19 protein-coding genes are annotated in these 21,018 nt (G+C 74.1%); 15 read left to right on the top strand and 4 right to left on the bottom strand.

What is annotated here, in order from left to right; all coding sequences use genetic code 11:
• Positions 1–30: 30 nt before the first annotated feature.
• The 8 genes from CLV72_RS10780 (at position 31) to CLV72_RS10745 (ending at position 7,994) form a co-directional block, all read left to right on the top strand.
• Positions 31–2,790 (top strand): transglycosylase domain-containing protein, encoded by a 2,760-nt coding sequence (locus tag CLV72_RS10780; protein ID WP_106244161.1) that lies wholly within the window; start codon positions 31–33, stop codon positions 2,788–2,790.
• Entirely contained in the window at positions 2,787–4,166 is a 1,380-nt protein-coding gene (locus CLV72_RS10775) for a glycosyltransferase family 87 protein (protein WP_146159410.1), read from the top strand. The genes CLV72_RS10780 and CLV72_RS10775 overlap by 4 nt, the downstream gene beginning before the upstream one ends.
• 141 nt (positions 4,167–4,307) lie before the next feature.
• Positions 4,308–4,598, top strand: coding sequence for a 30S ribosomal protein S6 (gene rpsF / locus CLV72_RS10770; RefSeq protein ID WP_106244158.1), 291 nt, complete (start codon positions 4,308–4,310; stop codon positions 4,596–4,598).
• Between the two features lie 114 nt (positions 4,599–4,712).
• Positions 4,713–5,261, top strand: a complete 549-nt coding sequence (locus CLV72_RS10765) for a single-stranded DNA-binding protein (protein WP_106245388.1) — start codon at positions 4,713–4,715, stop codon at positions 5,259–5,261.
• Between the two features lie 66 nt (positions 5,262–5,327).
• A complete protein-coding gene (rpsR, locus tag CLV72_RS10760; protein ID WP_106244155.1) occupies positions 5,328–5,564 on the top strand; it encodes a 30S ribosomal protein S18 in 237 nt (78 codons plus the stop codon).
• 27 nt (positions 5,565–5,591) lie between these two features.
• The gene (rplI, locus tag CLV72_RS10755; RefSeq protein WP_106244152.1) at positions 5,592–6,038 is read left to right on the top strand and encodes a 50S ribosomal protein L9; all 447 of its coding nucleotides are present in this window, start codon (positions 5,592–5,594) and stop codon (positions 6,036–6,038) included.
• Positions 6,039–6,212: 174 nt separating this feature from the next.
• The gene (locus CLV72_RS10750) at positions 6,213–7,025 is read left to right on the top strand and encodes a peptidoglycan recognition protein family protein (protein WP_106244148.1); all 813 of its coding nucleotides are present in this window, start codon (positions 6,213–6,215) and stop codon (positions 7,023–7,025) included.
• 147 nt (positions 7,026–7,172) lie between these two features.
• On the top strand, positions 7,173–7,994 hold the full coding sequence (locus CLV72_RS10745; protein ID WP_106244145.1) for a peptidoglycan recognition protein family protein: 822 nt from the start codon (positions 7,173–7,175) through the stop codon (positions 7,992–7,994).
• A gap of 7 nt (positions 7,995–8,001) precedes the next feature.
• Here the strand turns inward: CLV72_RS10745 and CLV72_RS10740 are convergent, their stop codons facing one another.
• Positions 8,002–9,351 carry an MATE family efflux transporter gene (locus CLV72_RS10740; protein ID WP_106244142.1) on the bottom strand — a complete coding sequence of 450 codons (1,350 nt, stop codon included), beginning with the start codon at positions 9,349–9,351 and terminating at the stop codon, positions 8,002–8,004.
• A gap of 356 nt (positions 9,352–9,707) precedes the next feature.
• Here CLV72_RS10740 and dnaB point away from each other — a divergent pair, with 356 nt between their 5' ends.
• Both dnaB and CLV72_RS10730 read left to right on the top strand, forming a co-directional pair.
• On the top strand, positions 9,708–12,011 hold the full coding sequence (dnaB, locus tag CLV72_RS10735; RefSeq protein WP_106244137.1) for a replicative DNA helicase: 2,304 nt from the start codon (positions 9,708–9,710) through the stop codon (positions 12,009–12,011).
• 440 nt (positions 12,012–12,451) lie between these two features.
• The gene (locus CLV72_RS10730; RefSeq protein WP_146159409.1) at positions 12,452–14,032 is read left to right on the top strand and encodes a hypothetical protein; all 1,581 of its coding nucleotides are present in this window, start codon (positions 12,452–12,454) and stop codon (positions 14,030–14,032) included.
• Positions 14,033–14,065: 33 nt separating this feature from the next.
• Here the strand turns inward: CLV72_RS10730 and CLV72_RS10725 are convergent, their stop codons facing one another.
• On the bottom strand, positions 14,066–14,710 hold the full coding sequence (locus CLV72_RS10725; protein ID WP_106244130.1) for a RibD family protein: 645 nt from the start codon (positions 14,708–14,710) through the stop codon (positions 14,066–14,068).
• A 97-nt stretch (positions 14,711–14,807) separates the two neighbouring features.
• A complete protein-coding gene (locus CLV72_RS10720) occupies positions 14,808–15,986 on the bottom strand; it encodes a DUF418 domain-containing protein (protein WP_245930098.1) in 1,179 nt (392 codons plus the stop codon).
• Positions 15,987–16,165: 179 nt separating this feature from the next.
• Here CLV72_RS10720 and CLV72_RS10715 point away from each other — a divergent pair, with 179 nt between their 5' ends.
• The 5 genes from CLV72_RS10715 to CLV72_RS33605 all read left to right on the top strand — a co-directional run bounded on the left by CLV72_RS10715 (position 16,166) and on the right by CLV72_RS33605 (position 20,706).
• Entirely contained in the window at positions 16,166–16,792 is a 627-nt protein-coding gene (locus tag CLV72_RS10715; RefSeq protein ID WP_106244126.1) for a TetR/AcrR family transcriptional regulator, read from the top strand.
• 81 nt (positions 16,793–16,873) lie between these two features.
• Entirely contained in the window at positions 16,874–17,752 is an 879-nt protein-coding gene (locus tag CLV72_RS10710; RefSeq protein ID WP_106244123.1) for an SDR family NAD(P)-dependent oxidoreductase, read from the top strand.
• A 91-nt stretch (positions 17,753–17,843) separates the two neighbouring features.
• Positions 17,844–18,167, top strand: a complete 324-nt coding sequence (locus CLV72_RS10705; RefSeq protein ID WP_106244119.1) for a hypothetical protein — start codon at positions 17,844–17,846, stop codon at positions 18,165–18,167.
• 161 nt (positions 18,168–18,328) lie between these two features.
• Positions 18,329–20,035 carry an ABC-F family ATP-binding cassette domain-containing protein gene (locus CLV72_RS10700; RefSeq protein WP_211302811.1) on the top strand — a complete coding sequence of 569 codons (1,707 nt, stop codon included), beginning with the start codon at positions 18,329–18,331 and terminating at the stop codon, positions 20,033–20,035.
• A gap of 5 nt (positions 20,036–20,040) precedes the next feature.
• Complete coding sequence (locus CLV72_RS33605) at positions 20,041–20,706, top strand: CatB-related O-acetyltransferase (RefSeq protein ID WP_281262406.1); 666 nt, start codon at positions 20,041–20,043, stop codon at positions 20,704–20,706.
• 45 nt (positions 20,707–20,751) lie between these two features.
• On the opposite strand, the gene CLV72_RS10690 is transcribed toward CLV72_RS33605, so the two are convergent.
• Positions 20,752–20,997 (bottom strand): hypothetical protein, encoded by a 246-nt coding sequence (locus CLV72_RS10690; protein ID WP_106244116.1) that lies wholly within the window; start codon positions 20,995–20,997, stop codon positions 20,752–20,754.
• Positions 20,998–21,018: the final 21 nt, after the last annotated feature.

Genomic DNA, 21,018 nt, shown 5'->3' with positions numbered 1-21,018 from the left:
CCGCCCGGCGGCGAGCGGCGCCGTCGATCGGTGGAAGACACCGACATGGGCTTCTGGGGCCACAACCCCCAGTACGACCGACCGATCAAGAAGAAGCGCCGCCGCCCCGACGACACGGGCGGCCGCCAGGCCGGCCGCCGGCGGGCCGAACCGCCGGGCGGGCGCCGCCGGGCCGAACCCGAGGGCGGCTCGCGCCGCCGCGCCGCCGACCCCGCCGCCGAGGGCGGCCGGCGGGCCGCACCGGAGGGCCGCCGCGCCGCCCCCGAGGGCGGCCGCCGCAGAGCCGAAGGCGAGCGCCGCACCCGCTCCGAGGCGCCGCCGCCCGGCGGGCGCCGCCGCGCCGCCGCGGCCGACGGCGCCATGCGCTCCGAGCGCCCCGAGGGCGGCCGCCGCCGCGCCGAGTCCGACCGCAGACTGCGCACCACCGACCCCGGCGAGCCCGCCGGCCGCCGCCGGGCCGGCTCCGAGAGCAGGCACGGCTCCGGCCCGGGCGGCCGCCGCCGCCCCGACGACGACCACCGCCGTCCGCGCGGCCGCGCCGCCGACCCGCGCGGGCGCGCGCGCCGCAAGAAGGTCGAGGAGGACGACGACCGCGGTCCCGTCCGCCGCTTCTTCGCCCGGGCGTGGAAGCCCGCGCTCGGCGTGATGGGCCTCGGCTTCGTGGGCGCGGTCGGCCTGCTCGGCGTCGCCTACGCCACCACCCCTGGCGCCGACGAACTGAGGGCGCAGGCCGACGCCGAGTCGGCCGACACCGCGATGTACTTCGGGGACGAGACCGAGCTGGCCACGATCGGAACCTCCAACCGGGTGCCGGTCGAGATCGAGGACGTGCCCGAACACGTGCAGGAAGCGGTCATCGCCGCCGAGCAGCAGACCTTCCGCACCGACCCCGCGATCTCCATCCCGGGCCTGGCGCGGGTCGTGTACAACGCGATCGCCACCGGCGGCTCCCGGATCGAGGGCGCGTCCACCATCACCCAGCAGATGGCGCGCAACTACTACGAGACCCTGTCCCAGGACGTCAGCATCACCCGGAAGCTGCGCGAGATCATGATCTCGCTCCGGGTCGAGCAGAGCCTGTCCAAGGACCAGATCCTGCAGCAGTACCTCAACACCATCTACTTCGGCCGCCAGGCCAACGGCATCGAGTCCGCCGCGCAGGCGTACTTCGGCACCAGCGTGGGCGAGCTGGACGTCGCCCAGTCCGCGTTCATGGCCGCGCTGATCCAGCAGCCGGGCAACTTCGAGAACCTCTCGGAGGAGAACGACGCCGTCCGCGAGGAACTCGAGTTCCGCTGGAACTACGTGCTCGACAACATGGTCGAGAGCGGCACCCTGTCGGCGGCCGACCGCGCCGAGCAGGAGTTCCCCGAACCCATCCCCTACGAGCTCGGCGAGGAGTACGCCGGCCAGCGCGGGTACATGATCGAGGCGGTGCGCAACGAGCTGCGCGAGCGCTACGACCTCACCGACAACGAGATCAACGTCGGCGGTTGGCAGGTCCACACCACTCTCGACCCGGCGCTGATGGAGGCGGCCGAGGAAGCGGTCCAGAACGCCGACCTGCCCGAAAACTTCCGCACCGGCCTCACCGCCATCGACCCCGCCACCGGCGGCATCCGCGCCTTCTACGGCGGCGCGAACCTCGCCGAGCAGGCCGACAACTCGCTGTACCTCCAGGCGCAGGCCGGCTCCTCCATGAAGCCGGTGGTGCTCGCCGCCGCACTGGAGCGGGGCATCAGCCTGGAGAGCCGCTTCGACGGCGACTCGCCGCAGAGCTTCGAGGGTCTGCAGGAGCCGGTGAACAACGCCGGCAACGAGTCCCACGGCGTAGTGGACTTGGTCCAGGCCACGGCGCAGTCGGTCAACACGACCTACGTGCAGCTGGCGATCGAGGTCACCCCCGACGAGGTGATACGGATAGGCACGGAGGCCGGCATCCGGGAGTCGCAGTGGGAGACGGCCACACCGGGTCCCAACATCGCGCTGGGCATCCACCAGGTGCGCGCCGTCGACCTCGCCTCGGTGTACGCCACCTTCGCCGCGCAGGGCGTCCACCGCGACGCGCACCTCATCGAGCAGGTGCTCAACCGCGAGGGCGAGGAGCTGGAGCCTTCGCCCGGAGAGGAGATCACCGACTCCCAGGCCTTCTCGGCCGAGGTCGCGCGCGACGCCACCTTCGCCATGCAGGCGGTGGTCCAGCCCGGCGCCACCGGCGCCGCCGCGGCGCTGCCCGACGGCCGCCCGGTGGCCGGCAAGACCGGTACCTCCGAGGAGGCCAGGTCCACCTGGTTCGCCGGCTACGTCCCCCAGCTGGCCACCGCCGTGGGCCTCTTCGACGCCGAAGGCGAGGCGCTGGGCGACACCTACTCCGGCGGCGGCACCTCGGCCGAGATCTGGCGCGAGTTCATGACCGCGGCCATGGACGGCGAGGAAGTCAGGCAGTTCGACCCGCCGGCCCGGATCGGCACCGCGCAGGACTTCGTGCCGGTGGAGCCGTCGCCCGACCCTTCCACCGAGACGGAGCCCGAGCCCAGCCCGGACCCCTCCACCCCGTCCACCAGCCCCGACCCGACGACCCCGACCCCGTCCAGCACCCCGTGCGAGGACGAGGGCAACATGTGGCCGCCCGGCTGCACGCCGGTCGAGCCGGACCCGGATCCGTCGTCGACCCCGCCGGACGGGGAGTGCCAGGAGCCGTTCCCCTGGCAGTGCGAGGAGCAGCAGAACAGCGACGCGGCCGCTCAGGGCTCCAACGGGCGGCGCGGTGACACCACCGGGTCGACGTGACCGGGGAGTCCCAGCGCGAACACGGTGCCGGCGGTCCGACCGCCGGCACCGGCGCGTCCGCGGTCCGCGAACTCGCCCCCTACCTGCTGCTGGCCTCGGTGGCGGGGCTCGTGCTCGCCTACCTCGCCAAGGCGCCGTGCCGCTTCGGCGGCCACTGGGAGGGGGCGGGGCGCTACGCCTTCGCCTGCTACACCGACGTCTACCCGCTCTACTACGGCTACGGCTTCACCGACGGCGTGGTGCCCTACCTCCAGTACGACCTGGAGTACCCGGTGCTCATCGGCGCCGTCATGTTCCTGCTCTCCTCGGTCGTCGGGCCGATCGAGGACGCCTGGGCCCGCGGCTTCCTCTTCTTCGACCTGACGGCCCTGCTGATGGGCGCCTTCCTGGTCGTCGCCGTCTTCGCCGTCGCCGCCGCGGCCGGCGACCGGCGGCGGATGCGGTCGGCCCTGTTCATGGCGCTGGCCCCCGGCACCTTCCTGGCCGCCTTCATCAACTGGGACCTGATGGCGGTCGCCCTGTCGGTCCTGTTCATCGTCGCCTGGGGCGCGCGGCGGCCCGCGCTCGCCGGGGTGCTGCTCGGCGCCGCGATCGCCGCCAAGTTCTACCCGCTGGTCTTCCTCGGCCCGCTGTTCCTGCTCTGCCTGCGCGCCGGCCGGCTGCGCGCCTTCTTCCTCGCCCTGGCCACCACGGCCGGCACCTGGCTGGCCCTCAACCTGCCGGTCATGCTCGCCGCACCGCACGGCTGGTCCACCTTCTTCGTCTTCAGCTCCGAGCGCATGGCCGACTGGGGCTCCATCTGGTACGCGCTCCAGGAGTGGGGCGTCCAGATCCAGCCTGACCAGGTGAACACCCTCGGCACCGGCTCCTTCGTGCTGGCCTGCACGGCCATCGCCGTGGTCGCGCTGTGCGCGCCGCGCCGGCCCCGGCTCACCCAGCTGCTCTTCCTGGTGGTCGCCGCCTTCCTGCTCACCAACAAGGTCTGGTCGCCGCAGTTCGTGCTCTGGCTGGTGCCGCTGGCCGTGCTGGCCCGGCCCAGGTTCGGCGCGCTCGGGCTCTGGCAGCTGGCCGAGATCGGCTACTTCGTCGGGATCTGGTGGTACCTGCTCAGCATGTCCGGCCCTGAGGACCTGGCCGGGCTGCCGGTCGCCGGCATCGGCTTCGACGTGTACGGCCTGCTGCTGCTGGGCCGCTTCGCCGCGGTCGCGCTGCTGTGCGCGCTGGTGCTGGCCGACGTCTTCGCGCCGGGCCGCGACCCGGTGCGGGCCGGCGGCGTGGACGACCCCTCCGGCGGGGTGCTTTCGGACGCGCCCGACCGCTTCGCCTGGGGCGTCTGGGCCGGCCGTGCCGCGCGGGTGCCCGCGGGGAGCGCCTGAGCGTCCGAACGGCCCAGACTGTCCCCGCGCCTTGGTAACCTGACGTGTCTGTTCCCCGCAAAGGTCCGCGGGGTCCGCAAACGCCCTCCTGCCACGGAGCACACCGTGGCCGCCCGAGTCCAAAGGAGGCATGCAGCTCGCATGCGTCGTTACGAAATGATGGTCATCCTCGACCCCAACCTCGACGAGCGCACCGTCGGCCCGTCGCTCGACCAGTTCCTCGGCGTCGTCCGCAATGACGGCGGCACCGTCGAGAAGGTCGACGTCTGGGGCAAGCGCCGGCTCTCGTACGAGATCCAGAAGAAGGCCGAGGGGATCTACGCGGTCATCGACCTGTCCGCCACGCCCGACACGGTCAAGGAGCTGGACCGCCAGCTGAACCTGACCGAGGCCGTGCTGCGCACGAAGATCCTCCGCCCCGAGGTGCACTGACCCGCACCACCGCCGGCCGTCTCCCCGGGGAGCCGCGCCGGCTCCCCGACCGAACCCTCCGGCGCAGCCCGGCCGAACCGGGCCGTGCGCCAGGAACTCTCCCTGGAGCTGCCCATGGCAGGCGACACCCAGATCACGCTCGTCGGCAACCTCGTCGACGACCCTGAACTGCGTTTCACGCCCAGCGGCCAGGCGGTCGCCAAGTTCCGCGTGGCCTCGACCCCGCGGTTCCTGGACCGGCAGAGCGGTGAGTGGAAGGACGGCGAAGCCCTCTTCCTCACCTGCAACGTCTGGCGCCAGGCCGCGGAGAACGTGGCCGAGACCCTGCAGCGCGGCATGCGCGTGATCCTGCAGGGCCGGCTGCGGCAGCGCTCGTACGAGACCAAGGAAGGCGAACGCCGCACGGTCTACGAGATCGAGGTCGACGAGGTCGGCCCCTCGCTGCGCAACGCCACGGCCAAGGTCACCAAGACCCAGCGGTCCGGTGGCCAGGGCGGCGGGTTCGGCGGCGGCGGTGGCTACGGCGGCGGTCAGGGCGGCGGCGGTTTCGGCGGCGGCAACCAGTCCGCCTCCCGCAACTCCGCGCCGGCCGACGACCCCTGGGCCAACAGCCCGAGCTTCGACTCCGGCGGCGGCGGGTTCTCCGACGAGCCGCCGTTCTAGCCGAAGCATCCCATTCCCGTTGACCATCCCCGCCTCGCGGCGGGGCTCTGACGAAGGAGCACCACGATGGCCAAGCCTCCGGTACGCAAGCCGAAGAAAAAGGTCTGCGTTTTCTGCCAGGAGAAGCTTTCCTACGTCGATTACAAGGACACCACGCTGCTGCGCAAGTTCATCTCCGACCGGGGCAAGATCCGCGCCCGCCGGGTCACCGGGAACTGCACCCAGCACCAGCGCGATGTCGCCACCGCGATCAAGAACGCGCGCGAGATGGCGCTGCTGCCCTACACCAGCACCGCTCGCTAGCACGCCTGGGAAGGAGAGGAGACACCGATGAAGCTCATTCTGACCCAGGAAGTCACCGGCCTCGGCGCCCCGGGCGACGTGGTCGAGGTCAAGGACGGCTACGGCCGCAACTACCTGCTGCCCCGGCAGTTCGCGATCCGCTGGACCCGCGGGGCGCAGCGCGAGATCGACTCGATCAAGCGCGCCCGCAGCGTCCGCGACATCCGCAGCCTTGAGGACGCCCAGCAGGTCGCCGACCAGCTCAAGGGCGTCCAGGTGCGGCTGGCCAGCAAGGTCGGCGACAACGGCCGCCTGTTCGGCTCGGTCACCGCCGCCGACATCGCCGCCGCGGTGAAGGACTCCGGCGGCCCTGATCTGGACAAGCGCCGGATCGAGGTGCGCAACCCGATCAAGACGGCGGGCCGGCACGAGGTTAGCGTCCGCCTGCACCCCGAGGTGAGCGCCACGCTCGAGTTCGAGGTCGTCAAGGGCTGATCCGCCCGCAGGTCCGACCGGCCGGTGTCCGCGCGAGCGGGCGCCGGCCTTCGTCGTGCCCGGAAAGATCTGGTCGAGAATCTCCCTTTTTCCGGCAAATGGAACCGTCCGTGACAGATCGCCGTCTCCGGGTGATAATTCCTTCGGAAGTTACTTCCGAAAGGAGAGCCGTAGATGGCAGAAAGTGCCGGCCACGCGCACTCGCGAAGATCCGTCTTCCGCGGCGCCGCGGTGGTCACCGGTGGTGTTCTCGTCGGCGGCCTCGCCGGTCACGCCTTCCCCGTTCAGGCGGCGACCGTGTCGATGGCCCCCGAACCCAATGTGCGCACCCGCGCCGACTGGGGCGCCCGCGCCCCGTCGAGCCCGGCCCAGGTGCTCGACCGCGCACCCGCCAACATCGTGGTGCACCACACCGCGACGGCCAACCAGTCCGACACCTCCTGGGCGGCCGCGGCCGCCCTGTCCCGGGCGATCCAGAACTACCACATGAACACCAACGGCTGGGCCGACACCGGCCAGCAGCTGACCATCAGCCGGGGCGGCCACATCATGGAGGGCCGCAACCGCTCGCTGCCCGCCATCCGGGCCGGCGACCACGTCGTCGGCGCCCACGTCGCGAACTACAACTCCAGCACCATCGGCATCGAGAACGAAGGGCTCTACACCTCCGCCACTCCGCCGGCGGTGATGATCAACGCGCTGGTCGCCACCTGCGCCTGGCTGTGCACCGTGTATGGGCTGGCGCCCAGCAGGATCGTCGGCCACCGCGACTTCAACGCCACCGCCTGCCCGGGCAACGTGCTCTACGGCATGCTGCCCACCATCAGGCAGCGGGTGGCCGACACCCTGGCCGCCAACGGCGTCCGGATCCCCGCCCAGGCGGCGCTCGCGCCGCAGGAGCGGCCGGCCTTCCCGCTCACTCCCGAACGCCCTGAGACGGCGCGCTTCGACCACGGCCCCGCACTGGGCGCCGGCGAGCGAGGCTGAGCCGTCCCCTCACGGAGAACTTGGCCGGCCCGAGCTGCTCGGGCCGGCCAACACGCGTATGAGCTGCATAAAGTTGCTATAGGTGACAGAACGACTCCAAAGAGTGAAGATGTGGACTGGGGGATGAACTGACTTCTGGGGGACGTCATGTCGCACCACGAGTTCGGACACGCCGACCGCAGGACCCTGCTCAGGAACGCCGTCCTCGTGACCGGAGGAGCGCTGCTCGTGGGCCCCGGGGGCGTGCTCGCCCCGGCCGGGGCGGCGGCCGCCGCCGAACCGCGCGTCCGCACCCGCGCCGACTGGGGCGCCAGGCCGCCGACGACCGCCGCCACCGTCCTCGACAGCCGCCCCGCCCACATCGTGGTGCACCACACCGCGACGGCCAACCAGTCCGACACCTCCTGGGCGGCGGCCGCCGCCCTCTCCCGGCGGATCCAGGACCACCACATGGACGGCAACGGCTGGGCCGACGCCGGCCAGCAGCTGACCATCAGCCGGGGCGGCCACATCATGGAGGGCCGCAACCGCTCCCTGGAGGCCGTCCGCTCCGGCCGCCACGTCGTCGGCGCCCACGTCGCCAACCACAACGCCACCGCCCTGGGCATCGAGAACGAGGGCACCTACACCTCGGCCACCCCGCCCGGCGCGATGTTCGACGCGCTGGTGGAGACCTGCGTGTGGCTGTGCCGGAGCTACCGGCTCGACCCGCACTCCGCCATCCGCGGCCACCGCGACTTCAACGCCACCGCCTGCCCGGGCGACGAGCTGTACGCGATGCTGCCCCGGCTGCGCGAGCGGACGGCGAGCGGGCTGGCCGAACGCGGCGTCAGGATCGAGCGGGCCGCGCCGCTTCCCGCCGCCGACCGGCCGGGCTTCCCCGACCTGTCGCGGGTGACCGACGGCGGCCCGCGGGTGCGGCCCTTCCAGCACGGGCCCACCATCGGCCCGCGCGACCTGGGCCGCTGAGGCCGCCTCAGCGCACCGCGCCGATGACCGCCCAGGCCCGGCCGCGGGCCCGCAGCCCCAGGGTGATCCCGCGCGCCACCAGCCAGACGCCGTAAGCCAGCCAGAGGCCGACCAGCGCCGCCGCCGTCCCGGGCCGGCCGAAGGCCAGCACCGCCAGGCCGGGCGGCAGGAAGGCGAGCATCGTCCAGACCGACGCCCAGGCCAGGTAGCGGAGGTCGCCAGCGCCGATCAGCACGCCGTCGAGCACCATCACGATCCCGCTCAGCGGCTGCAGCGCCGCCACCATCACCAGCGCCACCAGCATCAGCTCGCGGACCTGCGGATCGGTGCTGAACAGGGGCGGGATCCAGGGCCGGGCCGCCAGCACCGCCACGGCGAAGACGACGCCCGCCGCCACGCCCCACTCCACCATCCGCCGCGTCGCGGCGCGCGCCCCGGCGCTGTCGCCGGCGCCCAGGTAGCGGCCGATGATCGCCTGCCCCGCGATCGCGATGGCGTCCATCGCGAAGACCAGCAGGCCCCAGACCTGGAAGGCGACCTGGTGCGCGGCGAGTGTCGGGTCGCCGAGCCGGGCCGCGACCGCCACGCACACCATGACCACCACGCGCATGGCGATGTTGCGCACCAGCAGCGCGGTGCTCGCGGCGGTGGCCGCGCGCAGCCGCCGCGGCGAGGTCAGCACGCCCACGCCGTGCCGGCGCGTCAGCCGCAGCACCATGGCGACGTACACACCGCCGGCCAGCGTCTGCGCCACCACCCCCGCCCAGGCCGAGCCGGCGATGCCGCCGCCGAGGCCGAGCACGAACCAGACGACCAGCACGCCGTTGAGCAGGTAGGAGCCGACGGCGACGGCGAGCGGGGTGCGGGTGTCCTGCAGCCCGCGCAGCACTCCGGTGCCGGCCAGCACCAGCAGCATCCCCGGCATGCCGAGCAGGCTCACCCGCAGGTACACCACGGCGTGCGGGGTGACGGCGGCCGAGGCGCCCATCGCCTCCACCAGCCACGGCGCCAGCGGCCAGCCGAGCAGGGCGGTGCCGCAGCCGATCAGGAAGGCCAGCCAGAGGCCGTCGACGCCGTGGCGCACCGCGGCCGCGAGATCGCCCGCGCCGACCTGGCGGGCGACGGCCGGGGTGGTGCCGTAGGCGAGGAAGACGCACAGGCCGGTGACGGTGAGCAGGATCTGCCCGGCGACGCCGAGCGCCGCCAGCGGCTCGGTGCCGAGGCGGCCGACGACCGCGGAGTCGACCAGCAGGAACAGCGGCTCGGCGACCAGCGCGAAGAACGCCGGGATGGCGAGGGACAGGATCTCCCTGTCGTGGCGGTGCCGGAACGGGGCGGCGGGGAGCGACACGCGCATGGCCCGCCCAATCTACCCGGGCCCGTTCCGCAGGCGCCGGGCGGCCCGCGCGGCCGCGGACGAGCGCGGCGGGCGGCGCCGTCCACATTTCTGCCGGATTTTTGTTACGCACAGGCGGTGGATAACCGAATCCCAGGTCAGGGCCTTGCTGTGTAGAAATGTGCAGAGTTTTCCACAGGCTTGTGCACAGGCTCCCCACAGGTCGGCCGCAGTCATGCACAGGTTCTCCCGGCACTGTCCACAGGCTGTCCACAGCCCGTGTTAGCGCTGTGGCGGACGAGGCTGCACACTTGTCCCGCACTGTCATAGCCGCCCGCTAGACCTGGGGAGGCAGTGGCCGCCGGGGGGAGGACACGATGAGCGTCGCCGAAGCACCGCCGCCGGACTCCGAGTTCGAGCGCACTCCGCCGCACGACGTCATGGCCGAGCAGTGCGTGCTCGGCGGCATGATGCTCTCCAAGGACGCCATCGCCGAGGTGGTCGAGGCGCTGCGGGCCGTCGACTTCTACCGCCCCGCCCACCAGGTCATCTACGACACCATCATCGACCTCTACTCCCGGGGCGAGCCGGCCGACGCCGTCACCGTCTCGGCCGAGCTGACCAAGCGCGGCGAGCTGGCCAGGGTCGGCGGCGCCCCCTACCTGCACACCCTGATCTCCTCGGTGCCCACCGCCGCCAACGCCGGCTACTACGCCAGGATCGTCGAGGAGCGCGCCGTGCTGCGGCGGCTGGTCGAGGTCGGCACCCGCATCGCCCAGATCGGCTACGCCGGCGACGGCGACATCGACGACATCGTCGACCGCGCCCAGGCCGAGGTCTTCGCCGTCGCCGAGAAGCGCACCGGTGAGGACTACCTCCAGCTCAACGACATCATGCCGGGGGCGCTGGACGAGATCGAGGCCATCGCCAGCCGCGACGGCGGCATGACCGGCGTCCCCACCGGCTTCGCCGACCTCGACTCCCTCACCAACGGCCTGCACCCCGGCCAGATGATCATCATCGCGGCCCGCCCCGCCGTCGGGAAGGCGCTCGCGCTCGACACCCCGCTGCCCACCCCGCACGGCTGGACCACCATGGGCGAGGTCCGGGTGGGCGACCACCTGCTCGCCGCCGACGGCACCCCCACCGCCGTCGTCGCCGCCACCGAGGTGCTCACCGGCCGCCCCTGCTACCGGATGACCTTCGCCGACGGCACCAGCGTGGTCGCCGACGCCGAGCACCAGTGGCTCACCCACACCCTGCGGGCCGGCACGGCCGTGCGCACCACCCGCCAGATCGCCGACGACTCCCGGCCGCCCGGCCTCGGCACCGGCCACACCGTGCGCGTCGCCGCCCCGCTGGAGCTCCCCGAGGCCGAGTTGCCCGTCCCCCCGTACGTGCTCGGCGTCTGGCTCGGCGCCGGGCGGCCCGGCTCCGAACTCCTCGCCGTCGACGACCCCGAGATCGCGGTCCGGATCGAGTCCGACGGCTACCGGCTCGCCCCGGCCGGCACCCCCGGCCGCTTCGCGCTGCGCGCCCCCGGCGGCGGGCCGGCCGCCCCCGCGCTGCGCGCGGCCGGGGTCTACGAGCGGCCGGGGCTGCCCGACCGCTACCTGCGGGCCTCGGCCGAGCAGCGCCGTCGGCTGCTCGCCGGACTGCTGGACGCCGCCGGCACGGTCACCCCCTCGGGGGCGGTCGCCTTCGCCGCCGCCCCCCGGGAGCTGGCCGAGGGCTGCCGCGACCTCGTCACCGGCCTCGGCTACCGGGTCGAGCCCGGCCCCGCCGGGCAGCCCGTCGCCTTCACCCCGGCCGACCCCGTGTTCGGCACCGAGGCCCGGCGGCTGGAGCACAAGCGGCGCGGCGGCGGCTTCCGGGCCGGCGCGGCCGCCCGCGCGGTGATCCGGGTCGAGCCGGTGCCCAGCGTGCCGGTGCGCTGCGTGCAGATCGACCACCCCTCGCACCTCTACCTCGCCACCCGCTCGATGGTGCCCACCCACAACTCCACCCTCGCCCTCGACCTCGCCAGGGCCGCCTCGATCAAGAACGGCCTGACCAGCGTCATCTTCAGCCTGGAGATGGGCCGCAACGAGATCACCATGCGGCTGCTGTCGGCCGAGGCGCGGGTGCCGCTGCACACCATGCGCTCGGGCATGATGAGCGACGACGACTGGACCCGGCTGGCCCGCCGCATGGGCGAGGTCGCCGAGGCCCCCCTGTTCATCGACGACTCCCCGAACATGTCGATGATGGAGATCCGGGCCAAGTGCCGGCGCCTCAAGCAGCAGCACGACCTCAAACTCGTCGTGGTCGACTACCTCCAGTTGATGAGCTCCCCGCGCCGGGTGGAGAGCCGCCAGCAGGAGGTCTCGGAGATGTCGCGCGCCCTCAAGCTGCTGGCCAAGGAGCTGAACGTGCCGGTCATCGCGCTCTCCCAGCTCAACCGCGGCCCCGAGCAGCGCACCGACAAGAAACCGCAGATCAGCGACCTCCGTGAGTCCGGCTCCATCGAGCAGGACGCCGACATGGTCATCCTGCTCTACCGCGAGGACGTCTTCGAGAAGGAGTCCCCGCGGGCCGGTGAGGCCGACCTCATCGTCGCCAAGCACCGCAACGGCCCCACCGCCACCGTCACCGTCGCCTTCCAGGGCCACTACAGCCGCTTCGTCGACATGGCCAACTGACGGCTTGTCGATTTCGATCCGTCGGCACCGCACCGGACCGCTCAACCGTTTCCACTGCGGACGGCGCGGGGGGCGAACATATTCCGTACGCCTGCCGGTGGCGGAAGACGAGTCCTGTCCGACTGGGCTCGGCCCCGGCGGCGCGCCGCCCGCGGTACCCGGCCGTATCGGTCCTCGCCCGTTCCACCAGGCCCGCCGGGGCCATTAGGCCGGACCGATTATTGAAAAATATCCGAGAGGGATGTTTTTCCGTTTTATATGCTTTCGCTGGTCCGATCGGCCGGATCTGGCACGATCGGGCAATCGGTACTCTTCCCGGGGGCTGATCTGAATAATGGGGAGTCGTCCGGCGGTTCACTCCCATTCCGAAATGGATCATGATGAATCCGACGCCCGACGCGCCCGACGATTCCCCGAGACCCCCGCAGGTGACCGCCCCGATGGCAGCGTTCCGGCGCTGCGATCCGATCGCGGCAGCGCTCGGGAACGCCTGCCTCGCCGGCCTCGGCTACCTGATGCTGGAGCGCCGCCGGCTCGCCGCGGGCACCACCCTGGTCACGGCCGGACTCGTCGCGGTGATGGCCCTGGCCGACCAGCCCACCTGGCTGCCGCGGACCGTCTCGGTCCTGCTGACGCTGTGGTGGGCGGGCCTGACCGCGCACGCCTGGTACCTGGCCGGCGGCCGGATGCCGCGGCCGGCCGGACGTGCGCTCCCGCCGGCGGCGCCGCCGTACGGCGAGCCGGTGCTGGGCTCGGTCGGGCGGCAGCGGCTGGTCGCCGCCGTCGCGGCCGCCGCCCTCCTGCTCGGCCTGGGCGCCCTGCGCTTCGACACCGGACGGATCGAGGGGGCCGCGGCCGCGTCCCACCGCGCCGGCGACTGCGCGCAGGCGCTGGCGGCCCTCGACCGCCTGCACGCCGCGCACCGGGTGGCCGACGGCCTGCTCGGCGCCCGCGTCCTGGCGGCCCGGGAGGCGTGCGCGCTGCTGATCAGGGCCGAACGCTACGCCCGCGTCGACGACCGGCCGCGGGCCGCGGACACGCTGGCCCACTACATCGCCCACCCGGGCGCGCGGTGGGAGGGCGCGGACGCGCGACGCGCCGAACTGCTGCTCGCCGAGGCCGCCGAGGTGCTGGGCGGCGACGCCCTCACCGGCGAGGCCCGCTCCCTGGAGGAGGGCTTCGGCTACCTGGCCACCGTGCTGCGGGAGAACCCGGGTCAGGACCGGCAGGTCGGCGCGGTCCTGGACGGCTTCCTCGACGAGCTGCCCGCGCCCGACGCCTGCGCCACCACGGCGGTGGCCGACTGGCTGCGCGACCGCCCGGCCGGCGGCGACGCGCTGGACCGCGCCGCCGAGGCCGTCCCGCGGATCGCGCCCGCGGCGATCGTGGGCTGCGGTGACAGCCTGCTGGCGGACGACGACCCGCACGGCGCCCGCGAGCGCTACGAGCGGATCCTCGCCGAGTACCCCGAGCACGAGCTGGTGGAGGAGGCGGAGCGGGGCATCAGGTCGGCGGAGACCGCGATCCAGCTGGAGGAGGTGCGCGCCCTGCTCACCGGGGGCACCGGTGGCACCCCCGCCTACTGCGACGATCCGGCCCCCTACCGCGGCGCCGACCCGTACGAGGGCGCCGGCCCGCACCGCGCCATGCTCTTCGGCGACTCGCAGAGCCGCGAGCGGCTCCCCTCCTCCTGGCTGGCCGGCGACGCCGCCGACGCGGTGCTGGTGATCTGCGCCGGTGAGGCCGACATGGGCTCCGTCGTCACCTCCTGCCAGTACGGGCCGACGGCCTTCACCCCGACCGAGACGGTGACCTTCCGGACCCGCGAGGTGCCCGTGCGGGTCTACGAGGTGCGCACCGGGGAGCTGGTGCGCGACACCTCCGTGGCGGTCGGCGGGCACTGCCCGCAGACCCTGAACTACACCTACTACGGTGTGGACACCGGCCCGCCCTCTCCGCAGTACGCCCGCTCCAACAACGCCGATGTGCGCGCCGCCTACCAGCCGCTGATCAACCCCTGACCCACCGGGCCGCGGCGCCGGCGGCGCGGTGCGTCAGTCCGCGGGCCGGTAGCGGAGCCAGACCAGCCCGCCGTCGAGGGGGCGGCTCTCGACGAGGGTGAAGCGGGCGGCCGCCGCGGATCCGTGCCAGCGGTGGGCGGTCGGCTCGGCGGGCAGGCAGGGGTGGACGAGCAGGCTGACCTCGTCCAGGAGTCCGGCGGTGAGCAGGGCGCCGGTGAGCGCGCCGCCGCTGTCGACGCGCACCGTCTCCACCCCCTCGCGCTCTCCGAGCGCCCGCAGCGCGGCGGCGAGGTCGACGCGCTCGGCGCCCGCCACCAGCTCCGGCACGGAGCGGTCGGCGGGCCGGGGCGGCGTGGCCTCGGCGTGCAGGGCGAGGACACCGGACCAGTGGCCGAGCTCGCGCAGCGCCGCCCACTCCCGGACGCGTGCGCGCCCGTCGACGACGGCCAGCAGCGGTCCGTCCTCGGCCGGTCCGGGGCGGGGGGCGGCGGCCAGCGCCGGCTCCTGGGCGAGGATGGTGTCGGCCCCCGCCAGGGTGACGTCCTCGTTCCAGCCGGCGGCGAGCCGGTAGAACAGGCCCTGGTCCGGTTCGAAGCCGGTCGTGGCGCCGTCCAGGGCGACGGCGGTGTGGGCGACGACGTAGGGCCGCCCCGACGGACTCCGCGGCTGTGCCGGCATGCCCTGACGCTAGCGCCCGCCACCGACAGGCGCACCGCCGCGAGCGGCCGTGTCGGCCGACCGGCCCCGGCGGCGGTGGCCGCCGGGGCGCGGCCGCTCAGCCCGCCGCCACCCGGGCGTGGCGGGGGCCGTAGCTGAGCCGCCGCAGCAGCGCCTCGGCCGGACCGGCCCGCCCGGCGCGGTGCAGGGCGTACGCGAGCAGCACCGTCACCGCCCAGACCCCGGTGCCCACCCCTGCGGCCACCAGCGGGTGCAGCGAGCCGCCGAGCCCGGCCAGGTACGGCTCGAACAGGATCAGCCAGGCGACGGACTGGGCGAGGTAGCAGGACATGGAGCGCTGCCCGCACGCGGCCAGCGCCCGCACCGCGAAGCCGCGCCGCTCGCCGATCCGCACCGCGACCAGGGCGATGATCGCGGCGTAGCCGAGGCCGCCGAAGTAGCCGGTGAGGGTGTGCACCCCGGTGGCGGCCGAGACCGCGAGCATCCCGGGCTCCCCGGCCAGACCGGAGTTCAGCACGGCCAGCGGCACGCCGCCGAGCACGGCGGCGGCGACGCCGATGACGGCGGTGCGGCGCAGCAGGGGGCGGTGCCGCTCCGGCTCGTCCAGCAGCCGGAGGCGCGCCGCCCAGATGCCCACCAGGAAGGGCGCGACGGCCATCACCGCGAACAGCGGGGTGGTCAGCACCCACGACATCATCCGGTATGCGGCCGACAGCAGCGGCCCGATGTCGGTGGGGTCGGCGCCGGACGGGATGGCCGGCCCGGCGGCGCCGAAGACGGCGGCGCCGATCGCGGCCCAGAGCGCGGCGTGGCCGAGCAGCCGCCGGCCGCCGGCGGCGAGCGCGCCCGCCGCCGCGACGGCGAGCAGTCCGTAGGCGGCGATGATGTCGCCGTAGAACAGCAGCGCCACGTGGCAGAAGCCGATCAGCACCATCCAGCCGCCGCGGCGGCGCAGCAGCCCGCGGACCTCGCGCGGGCTGCTGCCCGACGCGCGGCGCCGGCTCGCGATGCGGACCAGGCCGTAGCCGAACAGGGCGGCGAACATCGGGTAGCCGCGGCTGTCCACCAGCAGGGTGTGCGCCGCGGCGACCGTGTGGGCGGCGGCGCCGGAGAGGTCGAGGGCGGCCGCGCCGGGCAGTGCGGTGCTGAGCACCTGGGCGTGCGCGAGGGCGATGACGAGCAGCATGGTGCCGCGCGCCAGGTCCGGCGCGAGTGAGCGGGGAGCGGTCCGGGCGGTCGCCGGCGGCCCGAGGGTGTCCGGTGGTCGGGTGGTCACCGTGGTCCTTCCTGTAGGGCGGTGCGGGTGGCACGGCGGCCGGACCGGCAGGATGGGCCCGTTCCCGTCCGGTCCGGCGCATGGCGGCCGGGGCGGTTGGACCCCGGCCTTGGATACGCAATCGTATCTAACTTTGGCAGTTTAAGCTACGCTGCCGTATCTTCAATCGGAGAGGTGACATGACCGAGCACGAACGGCCCGCCCGGACGCGCCGGCGCGGCGAGGAACTGCTCACGGCCATCCGCGCCGCCGTCCTCGCCGAAGTGGCCGAGACCGGGCTCGGCCGGCTGACGATGGAGGGCATCGCCAAGCGGGCCGGCACCGCCAAGACCTCGCTCTACCGGCGCTGGTCCTCTCCGCAGGAGGTGCTGCTGGACGCCATCCACGCCGAGCACCCGCAGGAGACCGTCTCGCCCGGCTCCGACGACCTGCGCGGCGACCTGATCCGCGCCCTGCGCCAGCTGGTCGACTGGATGCGGAGCCCCAGCGCCGAGGCGGCCGGCTCCATCGTGGCCGAGCGCGTCCGCCACCCCGAACTGGCCCGCGCCCTGTACGAGCGCGTCTTCGAGCCGCGCGGCGGCAGGTTCACCCTGACGGTGCTGCGGCACTACGCCGAGCAGGGCCGGATCGACCCCCGGTTGATCACCCCCGTCGTCGCCGACATCGGCGAGGCGCTGGTCTTCAAGTACGCGATGGACACCCACCAGGTCCCCGACGACGCGAAGCTGGCCGAGATCGTCGACCAGGCGGTGCTGCCCGCCGTCGGCATCGGACCGGACCGGCCGGAATCCGCCGCGAAACCCTGACGGCTCCTGTCAGGGTCTCCCGCCAGCATCGATCCGCCGGGCGGCCGGACCCGGCGGAACGGAACGAGACGGGGAGGACCCATGACGAGCGGACACGCGAACGCGGTGGACCTGAGCGGCAGGATCGCGGTGGTCACCGGGGCGAGCAGGGGAGCGGGCCGCGGCATCGCCCGGGTGCTCGGCGAGGCCGGCGCGACCGTGTACGTGACCGGCCGCAGCAGCCGCACCGGCGGCAACCCGACCGGGCGGCCCGGCACCATCGAGACGACCGCCGAGGAGGTGACCGCACGCGGCGGCACCGGTATCCCGGTGCGCTGCGACCACACCGACGACGCGCAGGTCACCGCCCTGTTCGAGCGGGTGCGCGCCGAGCGGGGCCGCCTGGACGTGCTGGTCTGCAATGCCTGGGGCGGCTACGAGCGCGAGGTGCTGCCCACCCCGCTGCCGGAGCTCGACCTCGCCCACCTGGACCTGATGTACTCGGCCGGCCTGCGCGCCTACCTGCTCACCCTCCAGCGCGCCGCCCCGCTGCTGACCGACACCCGCGGCGGCCTGGCCGTGGTGACGAGCTGGGTGGTGGACGCGCAGCGCTACACCGGCAACATCTACTACGACGTGTTGAAGACCGCGGTCAACCGGCTAGGCCGGGGCCTGGCGGCCGAACTCGCCCCCGCCGGGGTCACCCCGGTCATCGTCTCACCGGGGTGGATGAACACCGAGGTGATGGAGCTGCCGCCGGAGCTGGCCGCCAAGACGGAGTCCACCGAGTTCGTCGGCCGCGCCGTCGCCGCCCTCGCCGCCGACCCCGAGGTCTCCCGGCACGCCGGCGCGGTCCGCACCGTGGTCGAACTGGCCGCCGAGTACGGCTTCACCGACGTCGACGGAAGCTCCACCAGCCCGACCTGGGAGCACATCGCCGCCACCGGCGGCGCCACCGACCCGGACTGGTTCGGGGCGTGACCGGCCCGGCGGCCCGGCGCCCGCGGCGGCGCCGGGCCGCCGGGCCGGTACGGTGATTCGGCGACAAGCCGACCCACGGGAGCGCGAGCGGATGGACGACACGGTGCGGTTCCACCTGGCCGGCCAGGTGGAGCAGGCCAGGGAGCGGCTGGACCGCGTGCTCACCGGCCAGGGCTTCCAGGTCCGCTGGGACAGCCCGGTGCAGGGCACCGCCGAGAAGGGCAGCGCCGTCAAGGCGGCCTTCCTCGGGGTCTTCGCGCTGCACTACCCCTACCTGATCCGACTGGAGCGCCACGGCGAGGCCGTGCACGTCACCATGATGGTCGGCCCGTCCGGGATGGCCGGCGGCGTGGTCGGCCAGACCCGGGTCCGCGCCAAGCTGGCCGAGCTGCGCGAGCTGCTCACCCGCTCCTGAGGCCCGGCGCGGGCAAACGCGTTTGACGGCGCCCCCACCCCTGCGGCTATCCTCTCGATCATCATGAAGAGCTGACATCGAGCCAGGCCCGCGCCCTGAGGCGCCTCCTGTGGAGGCAGTGCCCGGCGGGCTCTCCGACTCCTCCTCGCGGATGGTCGCCGATGTCATCTCCCTTCGCTTCGCCGTCTTCCCGGCCGCTGCCCTTCTCGCCGACCGGCGCCGTCATCGCCTCCGAGCTGGCCAAGTCCTACGACGGCGCGACCGTGCTGGACGGCGTCTCGTTCAGCGCGCCGCCGCGGCACCGCGTCGGCCTGGTCGGCGAGAACGGCGCGGGCAAGTCCACCCTGCTCCGGCTGCTGGCCGGCATCGAGGAGCCCGACTCCGGCACCCTGGCCCGGCCGCCCGACACCGGCCTCCTGCACCAGGAGCCGCCCCACCCGCCCGACACCACCGTCGGCGGGGTGCTGGAGGCGGCGCTGGCCGAGCTGCGCGCGGCAGAGCGCGAGCTGGCCCGCCGCGCCGAGCGCCTGGAGCGCGCGCCCGGTGAGCCGCAGGCGATGGCCGACTACGCCGAACTGCTCGAATGGGCCGAAGCACACCAGCTGTGGGAGGCCGACCACCGCGCCGACCTGGTTCTGGACGGCCTCGGCCTGGCCGGGGTGGCGCGCTCGCGGCGGATCGGCGAGCTGTCCGGCGGCGAGCGCTCCCGGCTCGCCCTGGCCGCGCTGCTCGTCCGGCAGCCGCGCGCCCTGCTGCTGGACGAACCCACCAACCACCTCGACGACGACGCGATCGCCTTCCTGGAGGGCCACCTCGCCGCGCTGCCCGGCGCGGTGGTGCTCGCCTCCCACGACCGCGTATTCCTCGACGCCGTCTGCACCGGCCTGCTCGACCTGGACCCCTCCCGCGACGGTCCCACCTGGTACGGCGGCGCCTACACCGACTACCTGCGCGCCAAGCGCACCGAGCGCCGCCGCTGGGAGGAGCGCTGGGCGGCCGAGCAGGAGGAGCTGGCCGAACTGCGCGAGTCCGTGCGCACCACCGCCCGCCAGGTCGCCCCCGGCCGGGCGATGCGCGACAGGGCGAAGATGGCCTACGACTACTCCGGCGGCCGGGTGCAGCGGCAGGTCTCCCGCCGGGTCCGCAATGCCCGGCGGCGCCTGGAGGAGCTGACCCGCGAACAGGTCCGCAAGCCCCGCCCGCCGCTGCGCTTCGCCGGCGTGCTCACCGGCGGCTCCGGCGGCGACGACGGCCCGGCCGTGCGGCTGCGCGGCGCCGAGGTGCCCGGACGGCTGGTCCTCGACCGGCTCGACGTGCCCTCCCAGGGGCGGCTGCTGGTCACCGGCCCCAACGGCGCGGGCAAGTCCACCCTGCTGGCGCTGCTCGCGGGCCGGCTCGCCCCGGCGCGCGGCACCGTGGCGCACCGCCGCGGCATCCGGGTCCGGCTCCTGGAGCAGGACGTCCGCTTCGACCGCCCCGAGCGCACCGCCGGGCAGGTCTACGCCGAGGCGCTGGGGGAGCGCGCGCCAGAGCGGCCGCCGCTGCGCGAGCTGGGCCTGATCGCCCCGCGCGACCTGGACCGGCCCGTCGGCCTGCTCAGCGCCGGGCAGCGCCGCCGGCTCGCCCTCGCCGTGGCGGTGGCCGACGCGCCGCAGCTGCTGCTGCTGGACGAGCCGACCAACCACCTCTCGCTCGCGCTGGCCGAGGAGCTGGAGGAGGCGCTGCGCACCGCCCCCGGCGCGATCGTGGTGGCCAGCCACGACCGCTGGCTGCGCCGCGACTGGACCGGCGCCGTCCTGCACCTGGAGGCCGGCCGCCCGGCCGCACTCCGTCCGCCCACCGCCGAGGAACCGAGGAGCCGAAGCTGAACACCGTGCCCGACCCCGCAGCCGTCCGCCCGCTCGACCGGGCGCCGAACGTGGTCTTCCTGAAACCGCTGGTCACCTCGCCGCTGATCGAGGTGGGGGAGTACACCTACTACGACGACCCGGTCGCCGCCGAGCGCTTCGAGACCGACAACGTGCTGTACAACTACGGCCCCGAGCGGCTGGTCCTCGGCCGCTTCTGCCAGCTGGCCGCCGGCGTGCGCTTCGTGATGCCGGCCGGCAGCCACCTGATGGCGGGGGTGTCCACCTATCCGTTCACCATGTTCGACGGCGCCTGGCAGCAGCGCACCCTCGACACCTGGTCCGCGCTGCGCGCCTCGCCCGGCGACACCGTCGTCGGCAACGACGTGTGGATCGGGCGCGGCGCGACCATCATGCCCGGGGTGGCCATCGGCGACGGCGCCGTGGTGGCGACCGCCGCGGTGGTCACCCGCGACGTCGCGCCGTACACGATCGTCGGCGGCAACCCCGCCGGCGTGATCCGGGAGCGCTTCACCCGCGAGGAGGCGTCGCTGCTGGGCCGGATCGCCTGGTGGGACTGGCCGATCGAGCTGGTCACCGAGCACGCGGCCGTCATCATGGCGGGCCGCGTCGGCGAACTCGCCGAGCTGGCGCGGCGGCACGGCCTGCTGGAGGGCCCCGGAACGCAGTGAGGCGGTGCCGCTCCCGCGGCACCGCCTGCGAACCCCTCCGGTGTGTCAGTCGTTCATCGTCCAGCGGCACTCCGGCCGCTGCCGGCCGTCCTCGGTGGCGACCAGCTCCCACACCATCTGCGGTGCGTTGGATGCCGCGGTCGCGCGCACCGGTGCGGCGGGCGCCTCGGCGAGCGCCTCCTCGGCACGCGCGAAGCGCGGCCGCGGCACCTGCCGGGTCTTGCTGACGACGTCGTGGGCGACGCCCAGAAGAACCTGCGGCGCACTGCTCAGCATGACCGGTTCCGTCATCGCCATCGTGCTGTACCCCGC

Source organism: Allonocardiopsis opalescens (assembly GCF_003002095.1).
Taxonomy (GTDB): domain Bacteria; phylum Actinomycetota; class Actinomycetes; order Streptosporangiales; family Streptosporangiaceae; genus Allonocardiopsis; species Allonocardiopsis opalescens.
Note: the sequence above shows the minus strand (reverse complement) of the source record. Positions and strands in the feature narration are given on the sequence as shown.